The organism is Lishizhenia tianjinensis (assembly GCF_900116425.1).
Classification (GTDB): domain Bacteria; phylum Bacteroidota; class Bacteroidia; order Flavobacteriales_D; family Crocinitomicaceae; genus Lishizhenia; species Lishizhenia tianjinensis.
Genome location: NZ_FPAS01000001.1, coordinates 964,190 through 989,471 on the forward strand (window position 1 = coordinate 964,190; position 25,282 = coordinate 989,471).

Sequence of the window (25,282 nt, forward strand, 5' to 3'; positions counted from 1 at the left end):
TACCCTTCATTCACCCTTATATAAAAAGAGGAAAAATGAAAATATTACTCAAAGCCGTTACCGTAAAAGATCAAGCATCATCTTTTCACAATCAAGTAGTAGATCTTTTAATTGAAAATGATCGAGTGGTTAATATTGAGAAAAGCATTACAGACGATGAAGCTTTGAGTATAGCCGGAGATAACTTATGCGTTTCTCAAGGTTGGGTAGATATGAAAAGTACTTTCTGTGATCCAGGAGAGGAACACAAAGATGATATTTTCACAGGATTACAAACGGCTGCTGCTGGTGGATATACCCACTTAGGTTTATTGCCTTCTACTACTCCTTCTATTTCCGGAAAGAGTCAGGTAGAATACGTAAAAGCCAAAGCAAATGGAAACGTGGTATCTCTACACCCACTGGGTACGATTACAGAAAATCACAAAGGAGAGAACTTATCGGAAATGTACGACATGTACCAAAACGGTGTACGTGTATTCTCTGACGATTTACTTTCTGTAAACTCAGGAATTATGTACAGAGCTTTGTTATATACGAAAAATTTCGGAGCAACCGTGATGGCGTTTCCTAAAGATCCAAGTTTATCTGGAGAAGGTATGGTGAATGAAGGTGAAGCTTCAACAAAAACAGGATTGAAAGCAAACCCTACGATTTCTGAAACCATTCAATTGAGAAGAGATTTACGTTTATTGGAATACACAGAAGGAAGATTACACGTAACGGGTGTTTCTTGTGCTGAAAGTGTTGAATTAATAAAAGAAGCGAAAGCCAAAGGTTTAAACCTTACAGCTGACGTACACGCCAATCACTTAATCTTTAACGAAACAGCTGTTTTAGGGTTTGATTCTAACCACAAAGTTAGACCTCCTTACAGAAGAGAAAGTGATAGAGAAGCACTTTGGGCTGGTTTAGCAGATGGAACCATAGATGCCATTGTAGCTGATCACAGACCGCACGATAAAGAAGAAAAAGACGTTGAATTTGACAATGCTTCTTATGGAGCCATTACCCTGCAAACTTTATTTGCATCTTTAAACACTACTGCACCAGAAAAGGTGGATTTGGTAGTTGAAAAATTGAGTAAAGGGGCACGAGAAATTCTAGGATTGAATGTAAATTCTATCGAAAAGAATGCCTATGCAGACCTTACGGTTTACAGTACTGGTGGGGAAACTCTGCTAAATGAAGAAACGAATTTGTCAAAATCACAAAATTCACCGTTTTTAAATAAAAAATTAAATGGAAATGTTGTAGCTGTCATCAATAATGGTAAATTAGCTTACAAAGACATTTAACATTTTGAAGAAGAAACCCAATTTCCTGAAGCAGTATTTAAAAGAGAAAAAAATGGTTGGTGCAGTGAGTCCTAGCTCACGTTTTCTAGCCAAAAAAATGCTCGAGGGAATTGATTTTAAAACGTGTTCTGCCATTGTTGAACTCGGTCCTGGAACTGGAGTTTTTACCCGTAGATTATTGGAAAATTTAAAAGCAGATGCAAAGCTATTTGTGTTTGAATTGAACGATGATTTTTACAATAACCTCAAGAACGAATTAAAAGACCCAAGGGTGATTTTAATTCACGACAGTGCAGAAAATTTGGCGAAACATTTAAATGCCCACGGTGTGGAATATGCAGATGTGGTAATCTCTTCATTACCTCTGGCAAATTTCTCTGATGAATTAACGAAATCTATCCTAAGCACGAGTTATAAAAACCTGAAGAAAAAGGGTAAATACATACAATTTCAATATTCATTACAGGCTAAAAACGATATTACACACTACTTCAAAGAAATGCACATTAAGTTTACGGCACTCAATCTTCCGCCCGCTTTTGTGTACACCTGTACAAAGTAGTCCGCGTTTTTAGCGCAAACTATTTACATGGATTTAAAAAAAGAACTTTTACAAAGGTTTTCCTTTCAAAATTATACGGCACTTCAAGAAGATGCTTGGCAAAATACATCCAATTATCAAATTGTAATTTCACCAACGGGTTCGGGTAAAACCATAGCCTTCGTGATACGCGCACTTTTGCATTTGCAAAAACACCCTGACGCAAAAATTCTCATCTTAACACCAACAAGAGAATTAGCCATTCAAATCAACGATGTAATTAAACAAAGTAGAGTGGAATACAGCTCTTTGGCGGTTTATGGGGGAAATGAGTTTAAACGTGAAGAAAATCAACTTGCTGAAGGTGTAAACCTAGTGATAGCTACTCCGGGTAGGTTATTAGACCACATGGAAAGAGGAGCCTTACAAGAGGTGGAGTTTGACATGCTCATCTTGGATGAATACGACAAGATGTTAGAAATTGGTTTCCACAATGAATTGGGGCAAATTGTAAGCTACCAAGAACATTGGAAAAAAATCATACTTAACTCAGCTACCAAAATTGAGGAAATTCCGAGTTTTATCAATCAATACAGCTTTGCGACCAACGATTATTCTAAGGGAAACAAGCCCGAGATCTACAAGCACTTAGTGATGTACGAGCACGAGGATAAGTTGGAGGCATTAAGGAATGTAGTTCTCCTTCATCCTGAAAAGAAGAAAATCATTTTTACAACGCATAGAGAACGCGCTGAAATGGTTTACAAGTATTTTCACTTGCTCGAATTCCCTTGTAGTTTGTTCCACGGTGGTATGGACCAGCGCGAACGTGAACGCGAACTCATAAAGTTTGAACACGGTAGTACAACTATAATGATTTGTACAGATTTAGGGGCTCGTGGTATTGATATCGATGATATAGAAGAGGTGATACACTACCAGCTTCCGATTCACAATGACAGTCTTAAGAACAATGCCGATACCCACAGAAATGGTAGAACAGGAAGAATGAACAAGTCTGGAGATGTATACTATTTATTGGATGACAGTAAAGGTATTCCCGACTTCCTTCAAGGCATAGAAATCATTCAAGAAGAAGCTACTGAAGCTGAAATATTTGCTCCTTATTCTACAATGTATTTACCCATGGGGAAAAAGCAGAAAATTAGAAAGATGGACGTTGTTGGTTTCTTTTGTAAAACAGGAGGCATTAGTAACAAAGAATTAGGTAAGATTACCTTAAAAGATAATTTCACCTACGTAAGTGTACTTAGCTCTCATGCCAGTAAAGTGAAGGATAAGGTAGACAACCAGAAAATTAAAAACAAGAAGGTACGCGTTTCTTGGTGTAGATAAGATTACTTTAAAAAATAAAAGGACCGTCAATATTGATGGTCCTTTTTTTATGTCATTACTATCTAAACTTTCTAGTAAGCTCCATTGTATCTTCTTAAAAACCACTCTAGGGTCAGCAAAGCAATAATGATGGCAAACAAGGTTATAAAATCTATCAAATCTTTATAGGTTGAGCTTGTGTAGGTAATTGGGGTTATGTCTCCCCTACTGTTCAACTCATGTATCAGAGCCTGTTGATCTTTTAAGCCAAAGAATTTACCATGACTATTCTCCGAAATTTGATGTAGCAATTTATGGTTCGCCTTGGTGTCTAAGTCTTCTTTCACCACAGCATTGACTACCAATTCACCTTGTTTTATATAGTTTTTCCCGTTGAATAATGTTTGCGCCTTCCAAGCATATTGTCCGGCGGGAAGTTTACCCAAATTCAAATGATAAGCCTGGGCAGTTTTAGCGAAGTCATACACATTCTCTTCCTTCCCTTTTTTAAGCACAAACTGTATATCTGCCGTATTTATTCTTTCCAAGTTATCGTTGTAAAATTCTGCTTGTACTTGCACGTCTTCCAAAGTAGAATTCACGCGCGGTAGTTTCACCCTTAAATTAGAGGCGTCCTTCTTTAAAACTAAATATTGGGTAATTTTATCAATTAGTATATTGAAATTAGCCGTACTCTGATTACGGGCATAATCGGCAATTTTCCATCTCCATATTCCTTCTCCTGAAATAGTCCCATACTTCACTCCATTGCTTTCATTAAAAGAAATCAAAGGCTTCTTTGTGGCTACTTTACCCAAACTCTGAAACAAAGCTATATCTGTAGCATTCGATGCCACTACGCTACCATACTTTACTTGAAGGGGTGGGAATTGAGAAAGCGTCTGGGCTAATTCATCAGAAATTACAAAGTTGCTGAAGTTTTTATTGACTGCCCCTTGAACATCATCTAATTGATTTCCTAAACGCGTACTTAAACCTATAGGCAATTTGTTTATTACATCATCGCCACTTTGCGTACCGAGTATAAATAAAACAGGTTTATTCAAGCTCAATATCTCTTTCAATTTCTCGGGTTTCAGGGTTCCTGGATCATGCAAAACAATAAGGTCGTAACTATCAAGAGCCTTGTCGACCTTTTCAATCACTTTGGCTTCTACATTCAAGTTATCATTATCCGCCAAGGCATTTTTGATGGCTCCCAAATCAGGATGGGGTGCAGCGCTCGTTAACAAAACACTGTTTCTTCCATCCATTACCTCTACATAAAAATCGTAGGAGTTATTTTTAAGGTTGTATTCTTCTTCTACCCCTGCTAAAACTACACGGTAATGCTGGTAGCCGATCTGATCGGCATTTAAAATGAAATCTATTTTTTGACTGCTTAGCTCATCCGTAGAATAACTCACAAATTCTTGCGCAACACGTGCATCTCCTTTATAAACACTCAAGGCCACGCGTTTACCTTTTAATTTTCTGGCTTCTACGTTAACTGAAACTTGAAATTTATTGTTGAGAAAGGCAATGTCATTGGCCAAAACCTCGCGTATTAACTGGTCGGTTTTTTCTATGGTATCGCCCACTCCTATGGTAAAAACAGGAGTCAATTTAATCTTCTCTGCACTGTAAATCGGGTTAATTCCAGCATTGAAATTACCATCTGAATAAAAAATAATTCCACCTATGTTTCTCTGATAATACTTTTCGTGTATGCCTTCGAAGTAAGTACTTAAATCACTTTTCTGTCCATTAAAAGTAAGAGGCTGACCTTCCGCTATTTGATTCCCATAGAAGTTCAATATTTCAAAATCGCCTCCAAAATTTTCTGCTATGGCTTGTTGATAGTTTTGAATATTTTCAGCAACTATCGCACTGTCTTTATAATTCAGCATGGATTTAGAATCATCCACGAGGGTAATTAAAATAGGCTGCTCTACCCTTTCTTCTTCAGAGGCATACATGATGCCCAATACCAATACACCTAAAAGCGACAAGGCTAAAAAGCGTAAACTCATCATCAATACAACCAGTCCTCTAGAAAGATCTGATAACCAATCTTTTCTTCTATAGTACCACAAACTCAATAGAAAGCTTAACGCTATCCATAGGGCACCCCAAATTAAAGGAATTTCGGTAATCAGTTTTTGCATAAGAGTAAAGATAAGTTTCCTCTCCTATTGGTCAAGTTAAAAATGGAAAAATTAAGCACAAAAAAAGTCCCCAAAAACACTTGGGGACTCCTCTAAAAATATGCAAACTTACTCTTCTCCTCTAACGTAGGCTTCTAAGTAAGAAAACTTCTCTGTTAATTTCCCTTCTTTGGTGGTTTCAGAACCTCTTCCTATAATGTCGGTAGGATCTTCTTCCAACAAAGCTGGTAATATAGACTTCATCAATTCTTTTCCAAAATCTTCCGAAGCGTCTCTCGGTAATTCACAAGGTAAATTATCTACAGCCATTACAGCCACAGCATCTTCTTCCATAAAATCAACTTCCTGTTCCGTTTCTGGGTTGTATCCATAAATAGGATCTGCAATAGTTGAAGGACGAATAGTAGAAGCCACCGGACCATCTATATCACAAGAGATATCTGCTACAACACTTGTAACTACCTCTTCGTTTTTCATGTCTTCTCTTGTATACAAGAAAGGAGCACTAACGTGGTAATAATGACAAGCAATGTACATGTGCGCGTGCGCGAGGTATCTTGGGAAAGTACTCACATGACCGCTACCATCTTTATAAAAAGCGTTTTTATCAAACTCAGCACCATCCTCTCTAGCGTTGTACTCGTCAACGTTTAATTGCGTAAATACAGGCTCTGTAAATTCTTGGTTTAAAAATTCTTCAGAAGTCACCTCTTTAATAGGTAACAAGGCCAAAATTTCTCTGGCACCATACCCAACTCTTCCATAACCTGTTAAAACGATCTTCATATTATTGGGCAAACTTACCTTGCTCAATTGACCTTCCATTTCTGCTCTATCAAAGCACTGGTGGGCAGGTTTTAAATCGTACAGTTTATGTTTGAGTCCAAAGGTTCTAAACCCGTTGTATGCACCTACTATCCCTGCATATCTACCAAATCCTATCAAACGCAAATTGTTTTCGTCTGTAAGCACTTCGTAATCTGTCAATTGTATCTTCTTCTCTATGATAGCATTTAACAAAGCACGGTTGTAGGGTTGTTTTTTGTAGGTATGTGAAAAGAAGAAAAAGTGTTTGTTAGGAATCAAATCTTCTTTGTTCACTTCTTTCACGCCAAAAATCACGTCACAATCTGATAAATCTTCTTGTAATTTAATTCCAAGCTTTGTATAGTCTTCATCTTTAAAAGCCCTAATTGAACTGGGTTGAACAACAACTTCTACGTTTTCAAAACGCTCCATTACCTCAACACATTTCTCTGGGGTTAAAGCCACTCTTTTGTCTGGCGGAACTTTTCCCTCTCTTAGGACTCCTATTTTTGTTACCATACTCTAAAAATAATTTTCACAAAAATAAAAAGATGATCCGAATAAATAAGGCTGTGCGGCAATTTATCCCTTAGGCATGGGGAACTAATTCATATTCGTTGAATTCTGTTAAAAGTCAAATCCTTCACCACCCGATGAAGGCATATCTTTTCCTTTTGACATTTCAAGCTTACCAAACTTGTACGACACATTAAACAAGAGCCTTCTACTCTGCCATTTAAACTCAGAATATTGCTGCACATCGGGTTGATCTATCCAAATGACAAAACCTTTGTTATTGAAAACATCTTGCAATTGAATTCCTAGTGTCAATTTCTTATCAAAAAACCTGCGGTTCAAAGCGAGGTCTATCCCCCTTTTTGGTTGTATATAACCTTGCGCTGTAATTCTTTTAGCAACATAAGAAGTTGTTACTTGCAGGGTTGTAGTATTCTTAAACAAATCAAAAGTTGAATTCAACTTCACATTCCAACTAAAACCAGCATTATTGGTAACATTCTGAACAGAATTGTCTTTGTATTGCGTTCCGTAGGCATTGAAAGAAATAATGTTTTTCCAAATTTTAAAGGGCTTGTAAACACCAACCAATTCTAAACCATAGTTGTAATTTTCACTCAAGTTGACAAAGCGTACCGCACTGGTTCCATCGTCGTAGAACTCTTTAATACGTTGAATAACATCTGTAGTATGTCTAAAATAAGCCGTTGAAGAAAAATTCAATTTCTTCCAATCTTTCAACACCCCCAACTCATAAGAATTAATGTATTCAGGATTTAAAGCAGGGTTTCCAACACGTAGATTCAAGGGATCTGAATAACTCGGGAAAGGATTTAAATTTCTCGAATTCGGTCTGTTTATTCTTCTAGAATAAGAAGCTGTTACCTCGTAGTTTTTCTTCAACTTATAACTAACATGTGCCGAAGGGAAGAAAGAAAAATAGTCGTTTTGGAAATTCTCATTGGTCGTTAGCAAACGAGGATTTATCAAGGCTTGCTCTAAACGCAGACCTACTTGATAGCCCAATTTTTCGAGCTGCTGACCGTAAATACCATAAGCCGCAAACACATTTTGATTAACGATGAATTGATTATTGATATTGGTGTCTGGCATAAACATCATAGAAAGCGTATCTAAACTTTCTGAATACGCAGTTTGATCATTCGAATTTAAAATGAACTTAGAACCGTACTCTAATTTTTTCTTCTTTTTCAAATTACGGGTAACATCTAAAGCCAAGGTTGTTAATCCGTTGCTACTTAAATTCTCTATGTTTTGATAGGCTGTTGCCCCATAGGCTTCATCCATATCTGTGTAATACTGTTGGATGTATTCTCCTGAATTTTCACTTTGTCCCCAAGATTGATTCGCTGCAATTTTCAAATCCCCAGCGTCTTCTTTAAACTTGTAAATGTAATTCATGGAAAGGTCTAAACTACTTCTGTTTCGCGGATCATAGGCCTCGCGGTTCCAGTAATATTCAAGGTCGTCGTTGAAATATTGATAATTGAACTGATTTCCATACCTATCTCTTTCTCCCATATTTCCTGTGGCAGAAAAACTCAAGGTTTGTTGCGCATTTAGGGTATAATCTACCCCAAACCTAGCAGTGTGGTTCACGTTTAAATCTGTTCCTTGCCTTTCTTGGAGGAGGTAAGAATTTGTGTCTCCCATGTCTCTAAACCACTCACTAAAGTGATTTCTATATCCTTGGTAATGACGTAGTCCGTAAGAGGCAAAAACATTGAACTTCTCTGTTCTGGCATTCACACTTACATTCAAATTGTATTGATTTCCCGTTCCAGCCGTTGCATTCACCGTACCGTTCATACCGCGTAATTTGTTCTTTTTCAAGACTAAATTGATGATACCCGCTGTTCCATCAGGATCATATTTTGCAGATGGGTTGGTAACGATCTCCACTCGTTCTATAGAACTTGCAGGTAAGGAAGATAAATTATCAGCCGTTAAATTACTGGGCAAACCATCGATTAATATGGTTACGTTTTGATTACCTCTCAAAGAAATATTTCCATCTTGATCTACCTCTATGGAAGGAACATTGTTTAACATCTCTGTAACCGTTCCTGCTTGGGTAGATAAATCTTGAGAAGGATCGTACACCTTTTTGTCTATGCTTGTTTCAAGGACTTTTGCTTCATAAACAATATCAACCCCTTCTTTTAAAACATAGTCTGATTTCGTAAGTACAACTGCTCCTAAACTCAATTTTTTCGAGCTTAATTGAATTGCTTGATACTTTAATTCGTAGTCGAAGGCTGTAAACTGAAGCAAGTAGTTCCCCGATGATAGTCCACTCAACAAAAAGTTACCCGTGGCATTGGTATAAGCTCCTTTAACAACAGCTGAGTCTGAGGGTTGCAAAACAACAACCTTTACAAATTCTATGGGTTTCTGGGTAGTTGAATCAATTACACTACCACTGATTTCTACCTTGGCTTGTGATAATCCAACAAGTGTACATAAGAGCAATACACTCGTAAAAAATAATCTCATATTAACTTTGGGGTTTTATTGGTCTACAAAGGTAACGCCTTGTTTCATGTACTGACCAACCGGACACAATTCAGCAATTTCCTTAAGTTTCTTTATTTTCTCTTCCTCGAGCTCAGCTATAATATTGATGCGTTGATACATCACATAATCTCTTCCATATTGTGGAGAGAACTCCAAATGTATTTCAACGTCTTCTACTTCCCATCCCTTTCGCTTGGCGTACAACATAACGGTCATAACTTTACAACTTGCTACAGAAGCCATAAACATTTCCTTGGGTGAAGCATAAGCACTATTTCCACCATCTTTTTCGGTTGCATCAGCCAATAAGAAATTATCGCGTGCGTTGATGCGAACCACCATGTTTTCCTCTACCGAGGCATTCACTTCCATTTTGGGCATAGTAGTAGACTAATATTATTTACTGTACGTCGCAGCCTCTAAGTTTATCTAGCAGTATACTTAACGTTTCGGCTTCCTGATCTGTTAAGTTTTTCTCGTGGTTAATTTTAGACAGAATAACATCTATTTCTGCCAATACATCTAATCCTGCCTGTGTAATCTGTAAAAACACAACGCGTCTGTCGTGCTCACATCTTCTTCGGGCAATGTATTCCTTCTCAACCAACTTATCAAACAAACGTGTGGTATTAGGAGATTTTTCTATCATCCTTTCCTTCACCAACTTAACATTGATCTCTTCCCCTGCTCCTCTTAGTATACGCATTACATTAAATTGCGGCAACGACAAACCAAAATCAGACAGCTTACAATTGTATTGAGCTGCTAACCAATTGGCTGTGTACTTTATATTAATTACTGCCTTATGCGTAGAATTCTTGAACCTAGAATTCACTAACTCTTCTATTTTCATATTGCAAATGTATAATTACCTAGGTAATATTTACGAATTGTTAAGTGAAAATTCACAAAAAGTAACCTTTACTACTAAAATTTGAAGATTTTAAAAGCCCTTTTGGCCGATTATCCCTTGGCTTAATTTCTCAATCAATTAAATCTTACATTTGTTTTATGTTCAAAGCGAGTGGTCTATATTGGGTATTTCAACTTTTAGGATGGGGTGCATTTGGCATCATCTTAATGATCATCATCTATACCTCTGAAACGGAAGGTTTGGATACTGAAAATATATTGTATGTTTCTACCATGGTGATCTTATTTATTGTGATGAGTCACCTACTGCGTACCATCTTTATAAAATTCAATTGGTTAAACCTAAAGTTCCTCCCTTTGTTGGCCCGCGTAATGCCCACTTGTATACTTATTTCTTATTTGTTTTTGTTGAGCATTACCCTTTTCGAATTCATGATGCTGGGAGAAATGGATGATAGCATTGAGTTTCTTGACTTCAGTATTAAAGCGGTAGTCTACTCTATTTTCTTCATGTCTTGGTCTACCTTTTACATTACGTACCATTTGGTGAACAAATCAAGGGTACAAGAATTAGAAAATTTAAAACTAAATGCCAGTCAAACAGAAATTGAACTCAAGAACTTACGAGAACAACTCAATCCTCATTTTTTGTTCAATTCATTAAACAGCATACGTGCCTTAATTGATTTAGAACCTTCCACGGCTAAAACGAGTGTCACCACCCTTTCTAACCTATTGCGTAATTCGCTACAAATGGGTAAGAAAAGTAATGTTACTTTGAGCGAAGAACTTGATTTATGCAAACGCTATTTAGAGCTAGAAGGAATTCGCTTTGAAGAAAGATTACGTGTAATTTGGAATGTAAATGCACCTATGGACATCGTCATTCCTCCTTTCATTATTCAAACGCAAGTGGAGAATGCCATTAAACATGGTATTAGTAAAAGTATAGATGGTGGTGATGTATTTGTGGGAATTAATTACACCCAAGAAAACCTAAATATAAAGGTTGAGAATACAGGAAGAATAAAAAATGGCGGTCGACAAGGAATTGGAATAGAAAATACCAAAAGACGCCTCTTTTTGCATTACAAACAAAACGCTAGTTTTAACCTAACTGAAGAGAACGACAGGGTGCGTGCAGAAATCAATATTAACTTTTCAAACACATAATATGAAAGCAATTATTATAGACGATGAACGTCTGGCGAGAGCTGAAATGCAAAACCTACTTGCAGAATACAAAGACTTAAAGGTAGTTGCTGAGGCCAAAAACGCGGAAGAAGGCATCATGCTTATTAAAGAACATAAACCAGATGTTATTTTTTGTGATGTTCAAATGCCGGGTATGAATGGGTTTGAAATGGTGAAGAAATTAGAAGAAATTCCTAAGGTTGTATTTGTTACAGCCTTTGATGAACACGCTATTAAAGCCTTTGAGGTAAATGCCTTGGATTACCTGCTAAAGCCTGTAGATCCTGACCGTTTAAATGAAACTATAGAGAAGCTTTTAAAAGAGGAAGATGATTATTCGAGTACCAATAACCTTGCTTTTCGCAAGGAACGCGTATTGGATGCCACAGACAAAGTCTTCTTGAAAGATGGTGAAAAGTGTTTCTATGTTAGTTTGGCCGACATACGTTATTTTGAGAGTAAAGGGAATTATGTAAAAGTTTACTTCGGAAAACACAAACCCATGATTTTGCGCTCTTTAAATAGCTTAGAAGACAGGTTAAATCCCGAACAATTCTTTAGGGCAAATAGAAAATTTATTGTGAATTTGAATTACATCACCCACATAGAAAACTGGTTCAATGGTGGTTTACAAATCACCCTAGAAGAGGACGAGAAAATAGAGATTTCGAGAAGACAAGCCATCAAGTTTAAAGATGTGATGTCACTCTAAAAAACAAAACTCAGGAAGGCTATTCGGCTTTCCTGAGTGCTATAAACTCTTTGATTTTTTCATTCTCAATAAGTACAGTTAGATTATAATAACTGAGTTTCCACTCCCCTTCTATTTTTTGCATCACTCCGCTACCTCTGCAGTCTTCCATCCACGTATCTAAATCTTCATCAAACCATACTATACCCGATGTGGTATCTCCGTACCATTGACGATTACTGGCTGTAAAATCCCAGGCTTTTCCTTTATCGAAGTAAGGTTTAGAAAATGCTGCAAACGCTGCTTTATCCCATTTTTCTCCCGGAGCTGTACCCAAAAAATTAAAGTCGGCATGCATGGCCCCGAAATACTTCTCAAAATTGGCATCTGTAGCCGCTTTGTGCCACTCATCCATAAAGTCATCCAATTGAGGATATACGTTTTTTTCCTTTTGAGTATAGGCCAATAGTCCTATCACTCCTAGTAATAAAAGCTTTTTCATAGTCCGCATTTTGTTAAAAACTTAAATATATAGACGATTTATCAACAACACGAACCTATCATCATAATTGGATTTGATTTGTGCCTTTTAATTCGTTTTTTTGCCTCCTTACAAATGTAAAACTTACAATGAAAAGAATTTTAACAACATCACTTTTAGGTATGGCAACACTTTTTGCCAATGCCCAAGAAAAAAAGATTGATTTTGTGGAGTATGATTTGGCAAATGGTATGCACGTTATATTACACGAAGACAATACCACGCCTATCGTAGCTGTTTCAGTTATGTACCACGTTGGATCTAAAAATGAAAACCCAGACAGAACAGGATTTGCTCACTTCTTTGAGCACTTATTGTTTGAAGGAACTCAAAATATTGGAAGAGGAGAATATTCAGAAATCGTTGAGAAAAACGGTGGAACTTTGAATGCTAACACTTCTCAAGACAGAACTTATTACTACGAAATCTTACCTTCTAACCAATTGGAGTTAGGATTGTGGTTAGAGTCTGAAAGATTATTGCACGCGAAAGTTGAAAACACAGGAATTGAAACACAACGTGAAGTAGTTAAGGAAGAGAAAAGACAAAGAGTGGACAACCAGCCTTACGCTTCTTTCATTCCAGAATCTTTCAAAAGATTGTTCAAAGAACACCCTTACAACTGGGTTCCTATCGGAAGCATGGAGCACTTAGATGCAGCACAAGAAGAAGATTACGTGAATTTCTATAGAACTTTCTACGTACCTTCTAACGCAGTATTATCTATTGCTGGAGACATAGACATCAAAGAAACTAAAGCTTTGATTGAAAAGTACTTTGCTACAATTCCTGCTGGAGAAGCGATTAACTTGTACAGAGACGTTGAGAACTTGTCTGACTCTACTTTCCAAGCGAAATATGGAGTTTCAAGAGCAGATTTCAACACGCAAAACTTCGCTAAACCATCTTCTAAAGAAGCGAAGAAAGTATACAAAACATCTAAGAAAACAGACGTTGTTATTCCTAGACCATCAGCTACAGAAGCGCCATTAACAGCGAACATAGTGGATACGGTTTACGACAACATTACTTTACCAGGTGTATTCTTCTCTTACCACGCACCAGCGCAAAACACAGAAGATTCGTACACCTTGCAAATGGCAATGGACATCCTTTCTTCTGGAGCTAGTTCTCGTTTGAACAAAGAGATCGTTGAGAAAAAAGAATTGGCTGTACAGTCTTTCTCTTTCATCTACCCCTTAGAAGATCCAGGGATGGCTGTAGTAGCAAGTATTGCTTCTAAAGATGCTTCTATCGATTCTTTAAAAGCAGCAATGGATGCTGAAATCACAAGAATTTGTACGGAGTTAGTTTCTGAGGAAGAATTCCAAAAAATTAAAAACCAGTACGAAAACAGCTTCTACTCTTCTAACGGAAGAATAGCTGGTATTGCTGAAAACTTGGCAAACAACTACATGTACTTCAACAACACCAACTTAATCAACAGCGAATTAGAAGCTTACGAGAAAATTACACGTGAAGACATCATGCGCGTAGCGAAGAAATACTTGGCAACGAACGCTAGAGTTGAATTATATTACTTACCGAAATAAGAGAGGTTAAAAAAGAGATCAAATGAAAAAAATAATATTAAGCTTAGCTGTATTAGGTAGTATGTACTCTTTCGGTCAGTTAGACAGATCAGTACAACCTAAAGCCGGTGAAGCGCCACAAATCAATATTGCTGAACCAGCAACTTTTGAATTAAGCAACGGAATTAAGGTTATCGTTTCTGAAAATCACAGACAACCCAAAGTAGCGTTTAACTTGGTAATGGGAGGTGATCCTATTTTAGAAGGACCAAAAGCTGGAGTTTCTGATTTTGTTTCTGAAATGATTATGTCGGGTACTTCTAACCGTACCAAAGACCAAATTGACGCAGAAAAAGACTTTATTGGTGCTTACTTAAGCGCTTCTAGTTCTAGTGTTTACCTTTCTTGTTTAACAAAACACATGGACAAAGGTTTGGAGTTGATGTTAGACATCACTATGAACGCAAACTTCCCAGAGAGTGAATTTGAAAGAAACAAGAAATTGTTTGAATCAGGATTATTGTCTGCTAAATCTTCACCAGGAGAAATGGCGAGCAATGCAGAGCGCAAAGCTTTGTTCCCAAACAACAACCCTTACGGGGAAATCATGACAGAAGAAAGCTTGAAAAGCATCACAAGAAATGATGTTTTGGCTTACTTCAACATGAGCTTTACACCACAAGATGCTTACTTAGTTATTGTTGGTGATATCACTGTAGAAGAAGCAAAAGAAATGGCAGAAGCTAAGTTTGGTTCTTGGAAAGGTGAAGCAGCACACAAAGCAGAATTCAACAAAGGTTACTTCCCTAAAGGAAACAGAGTAATTTTTGTAGAGAAGCCAGGTGCGGTTCAATCTGTAATTACTATCGCTCACCCTATTGAAATGATGCCAGGTAACCCTGATCAGATCAAGTTAAGCGTGATGAACAAAATCTTAGGTGGTGGTGGTTTCGGTACGCGTTTGATGCAAAACTTGCGTGAAGACAAAGCCTACACTTACGGAGCTTACTCTAACTTATCTGTTGACAGATACGGAAGCTACATTTCTGCTTCTGGTAACTTTAGAAATGATGTAACTGATTCTGCTATTGTTCAATTTTTACACGAATTCACAAACATTACTGAAGGTGAAGTAACGGATGAAGAATTAGAGTTAAACAAAATGTCTATGTCTGGTAGCTTTGCACGTTCGTTAGAGTCGCCACAAACCATTGCGCGTTTTGCTTTAAACACGTACAGAAATAACTTACCGGCAGATTACTACCAAACTTACTTGAAAAACTTAATGGCAGTATCTAAGGCTGACGTTTTAGAAGTTGCTAAAAAATACATCACTCCAAACAACTTAAACATTATTGTTGTTGGTTCTCCTGACGTATTAGACAAGTTAAAGAAGTTTGATGCTGACGGTAAAATTGAAATGTTTGACGCATTTGGAAATGTATCTAAGAAAGTAGAATACACAGCTGTAAATATGACGGCTTCTGACATTTTAGGAAATGCATTAAAAGCTTTCACATCAACTGCCTCTGTAGAAGAAGCACAAGCTAAAATTGCAGGTGTTAAAACTTACGCAATGACAGGTGAAGCTTCTATGTCGGGTGCTCCATTTGCATTAGCGATTAAAGAGTACATGGCTGAAGGTAAAAAATACTACTCTTCTTTATCTATCCCTGCTATGGGTATGGATGTACAGAAAGAAGTGTTTACAGCTGAAAAAGGTATGACATCAGGAATGGGACAAGCTGGACCTGTTACTACTGAAATGACTGCTGACGAATTAGCTGAAAAACACGCAAACTTTAACATCGTAGGTTTAGATTACTTAGACCTTTTAAATGGTGAAGGAGTGAAAGTTTTAGGAGCTTTAGAAGAAGACGGTAAGAAATTAATCGTTGTTCAATACACTTCTGAAGGAAACCAAAAAACAGCTTACTTCAACGCAGAGACTTTCTTAATTGAGAAATCAGTTGTAATGGTAGAATTGCCTGATGGTTCTCAAGCAGAAATGTTAAACACATTTAACGATTACACAGCAGTTGATGGATTTATGTTCTCAACATCGCGTAAGCAGGTTATGGGACCACAAGCCGTAACTTTTTCTAACATCGTTATTACATTGAACGAAAAATTAGACGAAGGATTATTCAAGTTCTAAGTCGAAATTATAGATCTAAGAAAAGAGGAGCAAAATTGCTCCTCTTTTTTTTTGCCCCTAACTTCCTCTTTTTCAAACCAGAACTAAAAAGCCTCGAAATTTCTTCAAAAAAACTCCCAAAAAGCACTTGTCAATAGAAAAAAGATGAGTACTTTCGCCGCGGAGAAGTGGCAGAGCGGTTGAATGCACCGGTCTTGAAAACCGGCATACTGAGAGGTATCGGGGGTTCGAATCCCTCCTTCTCCGCCAGCAAAAACCGACTCAAATGAGTCGGTTTTTTTTTGTTTAAGGTGTTTTGAAAATCTCTTTTTTCAAAACGCCCCAATTATCACCTTCCCTCACCCAAAACACAACATTTATCATACATTCCCACCTTTCATTTCGTGTTGAATAATTCAATCAACGATGGACATATTAAATGGAGTTTATTTACCAATAATTGCGGTATAAAAACAATACGCATAGACTCCCGAAGACACAGATAAAGCGCACTTTATAAATCAAAACCTCACACTTCTAACTAAGAAAAGCCAACTTTCCACCTACAGAAATTCAAAAAAATAACTAGCTTTAAACAGATAGACTTACAACCACCACTATTCTCAAGAATTCTGGCGGTTTTTAATTAATTAAAATTGAAAAAGGTGTGTTTATACACTTGTTGTAGCTAATTAAATCAGCAAATGCGAATAATAATTATAATAATTCTGAACTCTTTGATTTTGGCTAGTTGCGGAAATAAAAACAAGGATAAAGAATCAAAAATTAAAATAGAACAAAACGAATTGGATACGAAATCATTCTTGGACAATGTTAAGCTCGCTATAAATCCAAAATTTAAGGATTGGGTATTATTTGAGAATGGAACATACATAATATTTGACGATATAAACCAAATTGACAACATTGAAAATGAATCGATAAGACTAATGAAAGAATTCGGACCAGTTCACGCAGGTGGACCTGCTGGAGATTTTAACGTTATATCACTAAATCAAACAGAAGGTTGGGTCGTTTCTGGACATGGTTATGGAATGTACACTTATGTCAATCCTTCAGAATTAGAAATGAATTCACCTGATGACGTTACAATCGGACTTTACGGGCGTTCCAAACGAAATAGCGACGGAGAAAATCCGAATATAATTCACATTAATAGTTCTAAAAATAACTAGCTACAACAATGTATATAAAAAATAGGCGAAATAGTATTAAAATAAAGGTTTCTGGCTCTTATCAATCTTTGTGCTTAACCTAAATTTCAGTGCTTCGTAATCGCCTACTTTTCATATACTAACCGTTGTGGTTCATTAGAAAATGACAAGAGAAGAAGTTTTAAATATTATAACAACAAACGATTATTCTGAAATTGATAGGAATTTTAATCAAATGATTTCTTTATCAGAAGATAACAATGAACTTTTCAATCAAATGTTTAAGAAGGTTTTATTTAAAGTAGCCTGTCTCAACAATGATAGAGAAGACCTTTTTAAATCAATTAAATTTCTTGACTTAAGTTTCCATGGGCTTTCAAAATTACCTAAAGCAGTGTGGCATCTAACACATTTGACCAGACTTGATTATATGAGAGGTAATTTGAAAGTTATCCCAAAGGAAATATCATTGTTGAAGAATTTAAAGACCTTATGCTCTAGTTATAATTTAATAAGTAAAGTACCAAAAGAGTTAGGTCTGCTAAGCGAACTTGAAAGCCTTTGGTTAAACGATAATTCGATTTCAAAACTACCTAAGGAATTAGGAAATCTAGAAAAGCTAAAAGAACTAAGTTTAGATAAGAATCAATTGAAAAAATTGCCAAAGGAATTAGTTCAACTCAATAACCTCAAATCTCTGAGAATTGTAGATAATCAACTTAGAGAAATACCAGAGTTTATTTTTGAACTTGAAAATTTAGAGAGTTTAAGTTTAGGGAGAAATAGAATCAAAGAAATTCCAGCCAAGATTAGTTCTTTGAAGAAACTTTATTATTTGGGATTACAAGGAAATCCATTGACAAAAATATCTGAGAACGTTAACGAACTTAATTTGATAACCTTCAATATTTCTCACACAGGAATTAAGGATACAAGATTTTTGAATGATAAACTACAAAAGGCAAAGATTTAAAAAAAATTAAACCACAACAAGGTGTATAAAGCACGCCCTTCAGGATACGATTCATACACAGAATGTTACATGCAATTGAGAAAAATGAAGAAACTCCTTTACCTAACAATTGTTCTTGGATTGATCAGCTGTACATCTGAATCAAATGATAAAGATAATGAAACCAAGAAAACCATAGAGGAAGTCGATGTTGTCGAAACAATGACCTGTGAGAAGTGCAATTTTAACGCTATCATGAACGCAAGTGACAACTGCGACAAATTAACCAAGGAAGAATTAGAACAATTTCTTTGCTCCTATGATGCAAGTTGCGATTGGACATTTGAATTGATGGAAACGAGAGAAAATCAAAACTTTGGGGTTGCTTGGGATATGTTGTTTGTCCATTTCGACAAATACTTTGATTACTATATAGAGATTTTAGAAGAAAATAAATCTATTAGTCGGGACTACCTAATCCAACTATTTTCTATGCCCGCAATATATGATTTACCACATCGTCAAATATTGAGCAAATTGAAAGAAATAGAAAAGAAAACGGAGTTTCAAACTCGACTTGAGAATGCTTTTGAACAATCCGTTTCTGAAGGAGACAAATTGTTAGAATAAATTAAAGAAAAAAGCCGGTAACAACGTACATGGTAAATAGAGCTTTCTACTGCCCTACATGCCATTGACTAACTTTTACCCCCAACTAAAAAGCTTTACCAAAATCTACTCCTTCCCCCCCTAAAATGGAAAGGGCATTGTAAAAACATACCCGAGAAAAGACTCGAATAACTTCATTTCTCAAAAGTATACTTGTACTAATGTTCATAGAGGATATGGGGTTTAAACCCAGAGTTGGAACACTACTGGGACAAAGAATTCTACCAGCGATAGCAATGGCAACCCGCAAGAGTTTGCCACATTGAAACTTAGGATTTGAAGGTGGTAACCTGAAAAATACTTTAGTTGAAAGCGGCAAAGGAAGAGGATTATAATGGATAGCGCGCCCGGGTAGCCAAGTAAAGCCTTTAAAAAATGCAGCCTTGTTAATAAAAGGTATACAATCGCTTTACTTCCCTACTAAAATTATTATCTTCAACGCTTCTAAAACACGCATAAAATCAAGTTATGAAATTCAACATTACTGAATTCTTTAAACGCAATTGGGTACATTTCTTTGCCCTTGGTTTATTTTTCGTTATCACCTTGGCGTATTTCTCTCCACAATTTGGAGGCAATGGATTGAAGCAACACGACATCGAGCAATTCATAGGAATGTCTCACGAAACGGTAGAATACAGGGCCGAAAACGGTGAAGAACCTTTGTGGACCAACTCTATGTTTGGAGGAATGCCTACCTATCAAATTTCAACGGCATACGAAGGAAATATGCTTACGCAAGTAAAACGTATATTAGGTCTCTGGTTAGGGTCGCCTGCGGGAATTTTCTTAACCTACCTTACAGGGTTTTACATTATGTTGTTGTGTTTTAGAACCAACAAATGGGTTGCTATTTTAGGCGCATTGGCTTTTGCTTTTTCGTCTTACTACATCATTATATTACAAGCGGGTCACAACTCCAAAGCCATGGCCATTGCTTTAGCACCTCCAGTAATTGGTGCCTTTTATATGGCCTTCAGGAACAATTTGAAATGGGGTATTTTACTTTCTGCCCTATTTATGGGAATGGAAATTTCTGCCAACCACTTACAAATCACTTACTACCTAGGAATAGTCTTGATATTCATGGGAATAGTAGAATTGGTGCGTGCTTTTGGAAAACAAAGCAATTTTAAACGTTTCGGTTTTGCTACGTTAGGTGTGCTTGTGGCCTACGGTTTTGCTTTAGGAATTAACTATGGTAACATTAGTTTTACCAACGACTATGCAAAATACACCATTCGTGGAGCGAACGATATAAAAATAAATCCAGACGGAACCACAGCGGCGAACAACCAATCGAAAGGATTAGACAAAGACTATATAACACAGTGGAGTTACGGAATAGGAGAATCGATGACCTTGATTTCGCCTTACATCAACGGTGGTGGAACTGCAGTAATAGGAAATAGTCCGTTCAAGGATAAATTAAAAAGTAAAGAATACAGAAACGACGCTCCAGAACTTTCAAAACAAATGATGTACTGGGGAGATCAGCCCATAGTAACGGGTCCGGTTTACTTAGGTATTATCGTAGTTTTCTTGGCATTATTGGCCCTAGTTTTTGTGAAGGATAGAATCAAGTGGGCATTGTTGGCGGCTACGATACTTTGTTTAATGTTGTCGTGGGGTAAAAACTACATGGGACTCACAGAGTTCTTTATTGACAACATTCCAGGTTACAACAAATTTAGAGCGGTTACCATTATTTTAGCCATAGTTGAGATATGTGTACCTCTTTTAGGTGTATTGTTCTTACAAAAGTTGATACAAGAAAGAGAAGCCATTAAGGCTCAAATGAAAACTTTCTACATCGTATCTGGAGCGAGTGCCTTGTTGCTTTTAATCTTTGCCTTTGCAGGTACTGGAGATGATTACCTAAGTGAAAGAGAAAGTGAATTTTTATACGGCATGGAGGCCAATGTACGTTCGCAAATAGAGAGCATACCCGTAGCCCAAGCCAAAGAGCAATATGGAGTTGATTTAAACAATCCACAACAAAAACAAGCTTTTATCCAAAACGTGGTAGAAAACCAGAGCAAGAGCTTTGATGCCGTGGTTGATTTTAGAGCCGATATAGCTAAAATGAGTTACTTAAGATCTTTTGGTTTCTTGTTGGTTGCTGCTTTCATCATCTTTGCTTTCCTAAAATGGGAAATTAAAACAGAATTGCTTATTGGAGCTTTGGCAATAGTTATTTTGGCTGACTTAGTACCCGTGGATAGAATTTACCTAAACAGTGAGAAAGAAAGAGGTGAAATGAAATTCTGGATGCCCGAGTTTGAAAAAGTGAACCCCTTCTACCCTAACCGTGCTGATCAGCAAATCATGCAAAATGAAATTGCGCAGAACCCAGAATTACAGAAGGTTATAGACGAAGCTGCAAAAAAGGCAGAGGACAAAGACTTGCGCAGAGAGAAAGGTTATGCCAATTATATAGAAGGAAAGAAATTTGCAGCCTTGAATGCTCACACGAACTACAGAGTTTACGAGCCAAGTGGAGGAACAAATTCATCGAGAGCTTCCTATTTCCACAAATCTATGGGAGGTTATCACGGAGCAAAATTGAGAAACATACAGAACATCTACAACTTCCAATTATCTCAAGGAAATTACAAGATTTTCGATATGTTTAACGTGAAGTATTTCATTCAACAAAACCAACAAACGGGAGAGTACCAAGCGCAGCCTAACCCTAATGCTTTGGGTAATGCTTGGTTGGTATCTGAATTCCAAGTTGAAGAAACACCTGAAGAAGAAATTAGAGCTTTGGGGAAAGAAGTTAAAATCACCAACAAAGGAAATGGAACCTTGGTGGTAAACAATGAAGTAGTTACAGATGCTTTGGTTTACGGTGCTGAAAAAATTCAATACGTAAACAAGGGCGATTCTATGAACATCAACATTCAAACGACCTTACAAACTGGTCAAGCCTCTAGCTTTGTAGCAGATATAAATGGTAGAGGAAACTGGGTACCTAATTTCACTTTAGAGATGGATACAACCAACTCTTTTGAGGTATTGGTAACACAAGAAGTAGTAGATAACTTCATGCCGCGTACAGAAGCTATTATTACCCCTTCTACCTACGAAAAAGTTAAGGATAAAAAGATAACTGGAGAAGGAACAATTACAATGACCTCTTATGCTCCAAATGAATTACACTACGCCATCAACACGAGTGGAGATCAATTCGCGGTATTCTCTGAAATATACTACCCAGATGGATGGAATGCCTACCTAGACGGAAAGCAGGTAGACATAGAGAAAACAAACTACTTGTTGCGCGGTGTATTTTTACCAGCAGGAGCGAAAGAATTAGTAATGAAGTTTGAGGTACCGAGTTTTGATACAGTAAATACGGTTTCTTTTGTGCTTTCCCTTTTCTTACTTCTTTTGATTGTATTTTTCTTTATCAAAGATCTTAAGGATAAAAAATGGGCATAGTTCTGAAACACACCCTGAAGGGAAGTATTTATCTTTATTTAGGTACACTAATAGGAGGTATAAATGTTTCTCTTCTTTTTCCAAATCTTTTGGGAGAACAACAATGGGGTGTGCTTACAATCCTATTAACCTTGGTAGCCATGGGGAGTCAGTTCTCGCAACTAGGTCTCCCTTCCGTTATAACGAAATACTTCCCTCTTTACAACAACAGTGAAGTTGAAGGATTTCTCCGTTTTATTGCCTTAAGTTTTATACTCAGTACGGGAATAATAACATTACTGGTAATTATCTTCCAATCACAATTAATGCACTCTTATCGCATTGATGATGTTTCACCATTCTTTTTTGTATTTTTCGTCTGTGGTTTGATATTCTTCACTACTATGTTAAGAATAATCACATCATTGTTAGTTATTCAGTATAAAACGCCCGCATCTTTCTTCTTTGTAGAAGTTTTATTAAGAGTACTTCAAAGCCTTTTTCTAGTAATTTATCACTTCACAGACTTAAACTTCACAGGATTTCTAGGCTTATATTTGGCGAGCTACATTTTGGTTAATTTAGTCGCATTGATTTATTTTCAAGTCTCTAAAACCATGAAATTAAACCTTTTTTTAGAGCGTACTTCTGGTTTAAAAATTAGGGAATATATCCATTATGGCTTGTACACTTTTTTTAATGGTTTTGGTAATGAAATGATTAAAAATCTTGACTTATTAATGTTAGGTTACTTAGTCTTTAACGGTGATATATTAGCAGGAAAGTATAAATCAATTACATTTTTTGCATCTCTAATCCTTATTCCCCTTAGACCTCTCCATCAAATTTTAATAACGATAGTAAGCAACAATTGGACAGATACTAAAAACAATGAAATAGAAGGTATTTACAGAGATTCATCTTTTTTTGGAATATTTGTTTCCGGTTTAATTTACTTCCTGCTTCTTTTTAATTTCAATTGGATATCAGAGCTATTTCCCATCATTGATGAGGGTCTTTTGGTTCTTACTTTTTTTGGATTAGGTACTTTTATCAATGCCGTAACTGGAATTAATGCTTCTTTAATAAGCTTCTCCAAGTTCTTCAAATTCAACACTTTTTCGTTACTCATAAGTTTAGTAGTAAACATTGTATTAAATTATCTGTTGATAAAAGAATTCAACATTATTGGTGCGGCAATATCAACCGGTTTTAGTACCCTATTCCTAAACCTTATTCGCTACTATTTTCTAAAGCGTAAGTTTGGGTATTCTCCATTCACTCGCCTAAACTTATTCCAATTGATCACCATTATAGGTCTATGTGTACTGGCTGTATTTCTTAATCATTTTAAACTTATAAATACTCAAAGCTCCATTATAGGCAGTGTTATAATTTCAGGTTTCTTCTTTTACTATATTTACAATTCTCAATCCTTTAAAAAAGCTTTAAGTAAATAATTATTTAAGACGATTTTCAATAATCTTGTTGATTAACTTTAATTGAGAAGAACTATCTATCTGATAAAGTGTTTCATTCACATACATTTCTTGCGCTTTTCGGTCAACTTGAATTTCTTCCCAACACTCCAAATTGTGTTTCAGCATATCCTTATTAAGAATTTGTATCCCTACCCCCTTTTCTATGTACTTCATAACATCCTGCATGTAGTAGTCCAGAATAAGCATTTTTTTATAGTATGGAACAAACTCAACACCTACAGTTGAGAAACTAGTTATAATCCCCTCACATAATTCAAAATGTTTTTTCAAGGGTGTTACTCTATCAATCAGATAATTTCCGTCATAGATGTCTTTAAAAAAAGTATCATCTTTTTCATTTGGATGAGGACGAATTACGAGTTGATATTCATCAATAAAATCCTCAAAAGTACTCGCAACATCATAAAAGGTTTTCTTTCGCAGCTCCTCATCTCGTTGAGGTTGCGTTGCAAATACTATTATTTTCTTAGTCAAATCAAGCTCGGGATGTTGTATTTCAGGAGTTACCTCACCATCTATGCGTCCAACTATTTCTACGCTAGAGGAAACGTAACCACCTTTAGTAATCAAAAGAGTCTTATCCCTTTGCCCCCAAACAAAAGTCATATCAGGTAATATTGGTGGTGTATGGTACAAACCAAACATATAACTTGGATGCAACTCATGAATAGAGCCATGTTGCACAGCAAACGACTTGATGCCATATTTTTTTATGGCATATTGAATTACTTTTAGGGAAGGACTATTTTCGTTAATCAAACAGACTGCTTTTAAAGACGATTTTTTGAAAAATTTACAATAAGCTCTGAAATAAAGAAAATGCAGTAATAAGGTAGATTTTGATTTACAGAAAATACTTGTTATCAACTGTTCATCAGCAGTGGTTGACAGGTTTTGGAGTTGTTTAGATAATTTCGTGAAGTGCCTATTAAAGTAGATCACGTCTTTAATAAATCCAAAGGAAATCAAATAACGTAAGAAAATAGCATCTGTATTTTGATTTATACTACCTTCCTTTAGATTTACACTTTCTTGGAAAATACGACGCATACCAATCAAATCGAAACTATCTACCAAATCACCGAAATATCTTCGCACAGAACTTGGATAAGCAAAAATGGCTATTTCACTGGTATGATGTTTTAAAGTAAAATTTTGAATGAGCGCTTTAAGTTCTGTTAACAAACTTATTTTATTACCACTAGAACCGCTGGTTGAACTTGAATTCAATTTACTATTTCTATAGGCAAAATAAACTCTAAAATTCTCTAAAAACCATAAATTAACACCTAGCTTATTTTCTACATCTAAAAATACCTGTTCCGTTTTATTGTAGAAATCTATTACCTCTTGAAAGGTTTGATAATTAATCTTTTCAGACATTTTA

Annotated in this window: 19 protein-coding genes and 1 tRNA gene; 13 read left to right on the plus strand and 7 right to left on the minus strand. The window is 36.3% G+C overall.

Annotated features, from left to right (window positions below):
- Positions 1 to 35 precede the first annotated feature (35 nt).
- Genes BM327_RS04540 through BM327_RS04550 form a run of 3 tightly spaced genes read left to right on the plus strand, consistent with a single transcriptional unit; the run spans position 36 to position 3,195 of the window.
- Complete coding sequence (locus BM327_RS04540; RefSeq protein WP_090246845.1) at positions 36 to 1,298, plus strand: dihydroorotase; 1,263 nt, start codon at positions 36 to 38, stop codon at positions 1,296 to 1,298.
- Positions 1,299 to 1,350: 52 nt separating this feature from the next.
- The gene (locus BM327_RS04545) at positions 1,351 to 1,860 is read left to right on the plus strand and encodes a class I SAM-dependent methyltransferase (RefSeq protein ID WP_090247613.1); all 510 of its coding nucleotides are present in this window, start codon (positions 1,351 to 1,353) and stop codon (positions 1,858 to 1,860) included.
- Between the two features lie 27 nt (positions 1,861 to 1,887).
- A complete protein-coding gene (locus tag BM327_RS04550) occupies positions 1,888 to 3,195 on the plus strand; it encodes a DEAD/DEAH box helicase (protein WP_090246848.1) in 1,308 nt (435 codons plus the stop codon).
- 71 nt (positions 3,196 to 3,266) lie between these two features.
- Here the strand turns inward: BM327_RS04550 and BM327_RS04555 are convergent, their stop codons facing one another.
- From BM327_RS04555 to BM327_RS04575, 5 genes are all read right to left on the minus strand, one after another.
- The gene (locus BM327_RS04555; protein WP_090246851.1) at positions 3,267 to 5,342 is read right to left on the minus strand and encodes a hypothetical protein; all 2,076 of its coding nucleotides are present in this window, start codon (positions 5,340 to 5,342) and stop codon (positions 3,267 to 3,269) included.
- Positions 5,343 to 5,450: 108 nt separating this feature from the next.
- Positions 5,451 to 6,668 carry an NAD(P)-dependent oxidoreductase gene (locus BM327_RS04560; protein WP_090246854.1) on the minus strand — a complete coding sequence of 406 codons (1,218 nt, stop codon included), beginning with the start codon at positions 6,666 to 6,668 and terminating at the stop codon, positions 5,451 to 5,453.
- Positions 6,669 to 6,776: 108 nt separating this feature from the next.
- On the minus strand, positions 6,777 to 9,182 hold the full coding sequence (locus BM327_RS04565; RefSeq protein ID WP_090246857.1) for a TonB-dependent receptor: 2,406 nt from the start codon (positions 9,180 to 9,182) through the stop codon (positions 6,777 to 6,779).
- A gap of 15 nt (positions 9,183 to 9,197) precedes the next feature.
- A complete protein-coding gene (locus BM327_RS04570) occupies positions 9,198 to 9,584 on the minus strand; it encodes an OsmC family protein (protein WP_090246860.1) in 387 nt (128 codons plus the stop codon).
- Between the two features lie 19 nt (positions 9,585 to 9,603).
- Positions 9,604 to 10,056 (minus strand): MarR family winged helix-turn-helix transcriptional regulator, encoded by a 453-nt coding sequence (locus tag BM327_RS04575; protein ID WP_090246862.1) that lies wholly within the window; start codon positions 10,054 to 10,056, stop codon positions 9,604 to 9,606.
- A 158-nt stretch (positions 10,057 to 10,214) separates the two neighbouring features.
- Here BM327_RS04575 and BM327_RS04580 point away from each other — a divergent pair, with 158 nt between their 5' ends.
- Together BM327_RS04580 and BM327_RS04585 are read left to right on the plus strand one after the other, a co-directional pair.
- On the plus strand, positions 10,215 to 11,249 hold the full coding sequence (locus BM327_RS04580) for a sensor histidine kinase (RefSeq protein WP_090246865.1): 1,035 nt from the start codon (positions 10,215 to 10,217) through the stop codon (positions 11,247 to 11,249).
- A 1-nt stretch (position 11,250) separates the two neighbouring features.
- Entirely contained in the window at positions 11,251 to 11,982 is a 732-nt protein-coding gene (locus BM327_RS04585) for a LytR/AlgR family response regulator transcription factor (RefSeq protein ID WP_090246868.1), read from the plus strand.
- Between the two features lie 19 nt (positions 11,983 to 12,001).
- Here the strand turns inward: BM327_RS04585 and BM327_RS04590 are convergent, their stop codons facing one another.
- Positions 12,002 to 12,463 carry a nuclear transport factor 2 family protein gene (locus tag BM327_RS04590; protein ID WP_170853670.1) on the minus strand — a complete coding sequence of 154 codons (462 nt, stop codon included), beginning with the start codon at positions 12,461 to 12,463 and terminating at the stop codon, positions 12,002 to 12,004.
- Positions 12,464 to 12,591: 128 nt separating this feature from the next.
- Here BM327_RS04590 and BM327_RS04595 point away from each other — a divergent pair, with 128 nt between their 5' ends.
- The 8 genes from BM327_RS04595 (at position 12,592) to BM327_RS04630 (ending at position 23,853) form a co-directional block, all read left to right on the plus strand.
- Complete coding sequence (locus BM327_RS04595; RefSeq protein WP_090246873.1) at positions 12,592 to 14,055, plus strand: M16 family metallopeptidase; 1,464 nt, start codon at positions 12,592 to 12,594, stop codon at positions 14,053 to 14,055.
- 22 nt (positions 14,056 to 14,077) lie between these two features.
- Positions 14,078 to 16,192, plus strand: coding sequence for a M16 family metallopeptidase (locus BM327_RS04600; protein WP_090246876.1), 2,115 nt, complete (start codon positions 14,078 to 14,080; stop codon positions 16,190 to 16,192).
- Positions 16,193 to 16,353: 161 nt separating this feature from the next.
- Positions 16,354 to 16,441, plus strand: a tRNA-Ser gene (locus BM327_RS04605).
- 434 nt (positions 16,442 to 16,875) lie between these two features.
- The gene (locus tag BM327_RS04610; RefSeq protein WP_090246878.1) at positions 16,876 to 17,367 is read left to right on the plus strand and encodes a hypothetical protein; all 492 of its coding nucleotides are present in this window, start codon (positions 16,876 to 16,878) and stop codon (positions 17,365 to 17,367) included.
- Positions 17,368 to 17,509: 142 nt separating this feature from the next.
- Positions 17,510 to 18,319: a leucine-rich repeat domain-containing protein gene (locus tag BM327_RS04615; protein WP_090246881.1), complete on the plus strand. Its 810-nt coding sequence runs from the start codon at positions 17,510 to 17,512 to the stop codon at positions 18,317 to 18,319.
- A gap of 21 nt (positions 18,320 to 18,340) precedes the next feature.
- Complete coding sequence (locus tag BM327_RS04620) at positions 18,341 to 18,928, plus strand: hypothetical protein (RefSeq protein ID WP_139230252.1); 588 nt, start codon at positions 18,341 to 18,343, stop codon at positions 18,926 to 18,928.
- Between the two features lie 507 nt (positions 18,929 to 19,435).
- Positions 19,436 to 22,414 carry a YfhO family protein gene (locus tag BM327_RS04625; protein WP_090246887.1) on the plus strand — a complete coding sequence of 993 codons (2,979 nt, stop codon included), beginning with the start codon at positions 19,436 to 19,438 and terminating at the stop codon, positions 22,412 to 22,414.
- Positions 22,405 to 23,853, plus strand: coding sequence for a lipopolysaccharide biosynthesis protein (locus tag BM327_RS04630; RefSeq protein WP_090246890.1), 1,449 nt, complete (start codon positions 22,405 to 22,407; stop codon positions 23,851 to 23,853). Before BM327_RS04625 ends, BM327_RS04630 begins: the two co-directional genes overlap by 10 nt.
- Here BM327_RS04630 and BM327_RS04635 read toward each other — a convergent pair whose 3' ends face one another.
- A complete protein-coding gene (locus BM327_RS04635; RefSeq protein WP_090246894.1) occupies positions 23,854 to 25,278 on the minus strand; it encodes a hypothetical protein in 1,425 nt (474 codons plus the stop codon). It lies immediately after the preceding gene.
- Between the last annotated feature and the right edge of the window lie 4 nt (positions 25,279 to 25,282).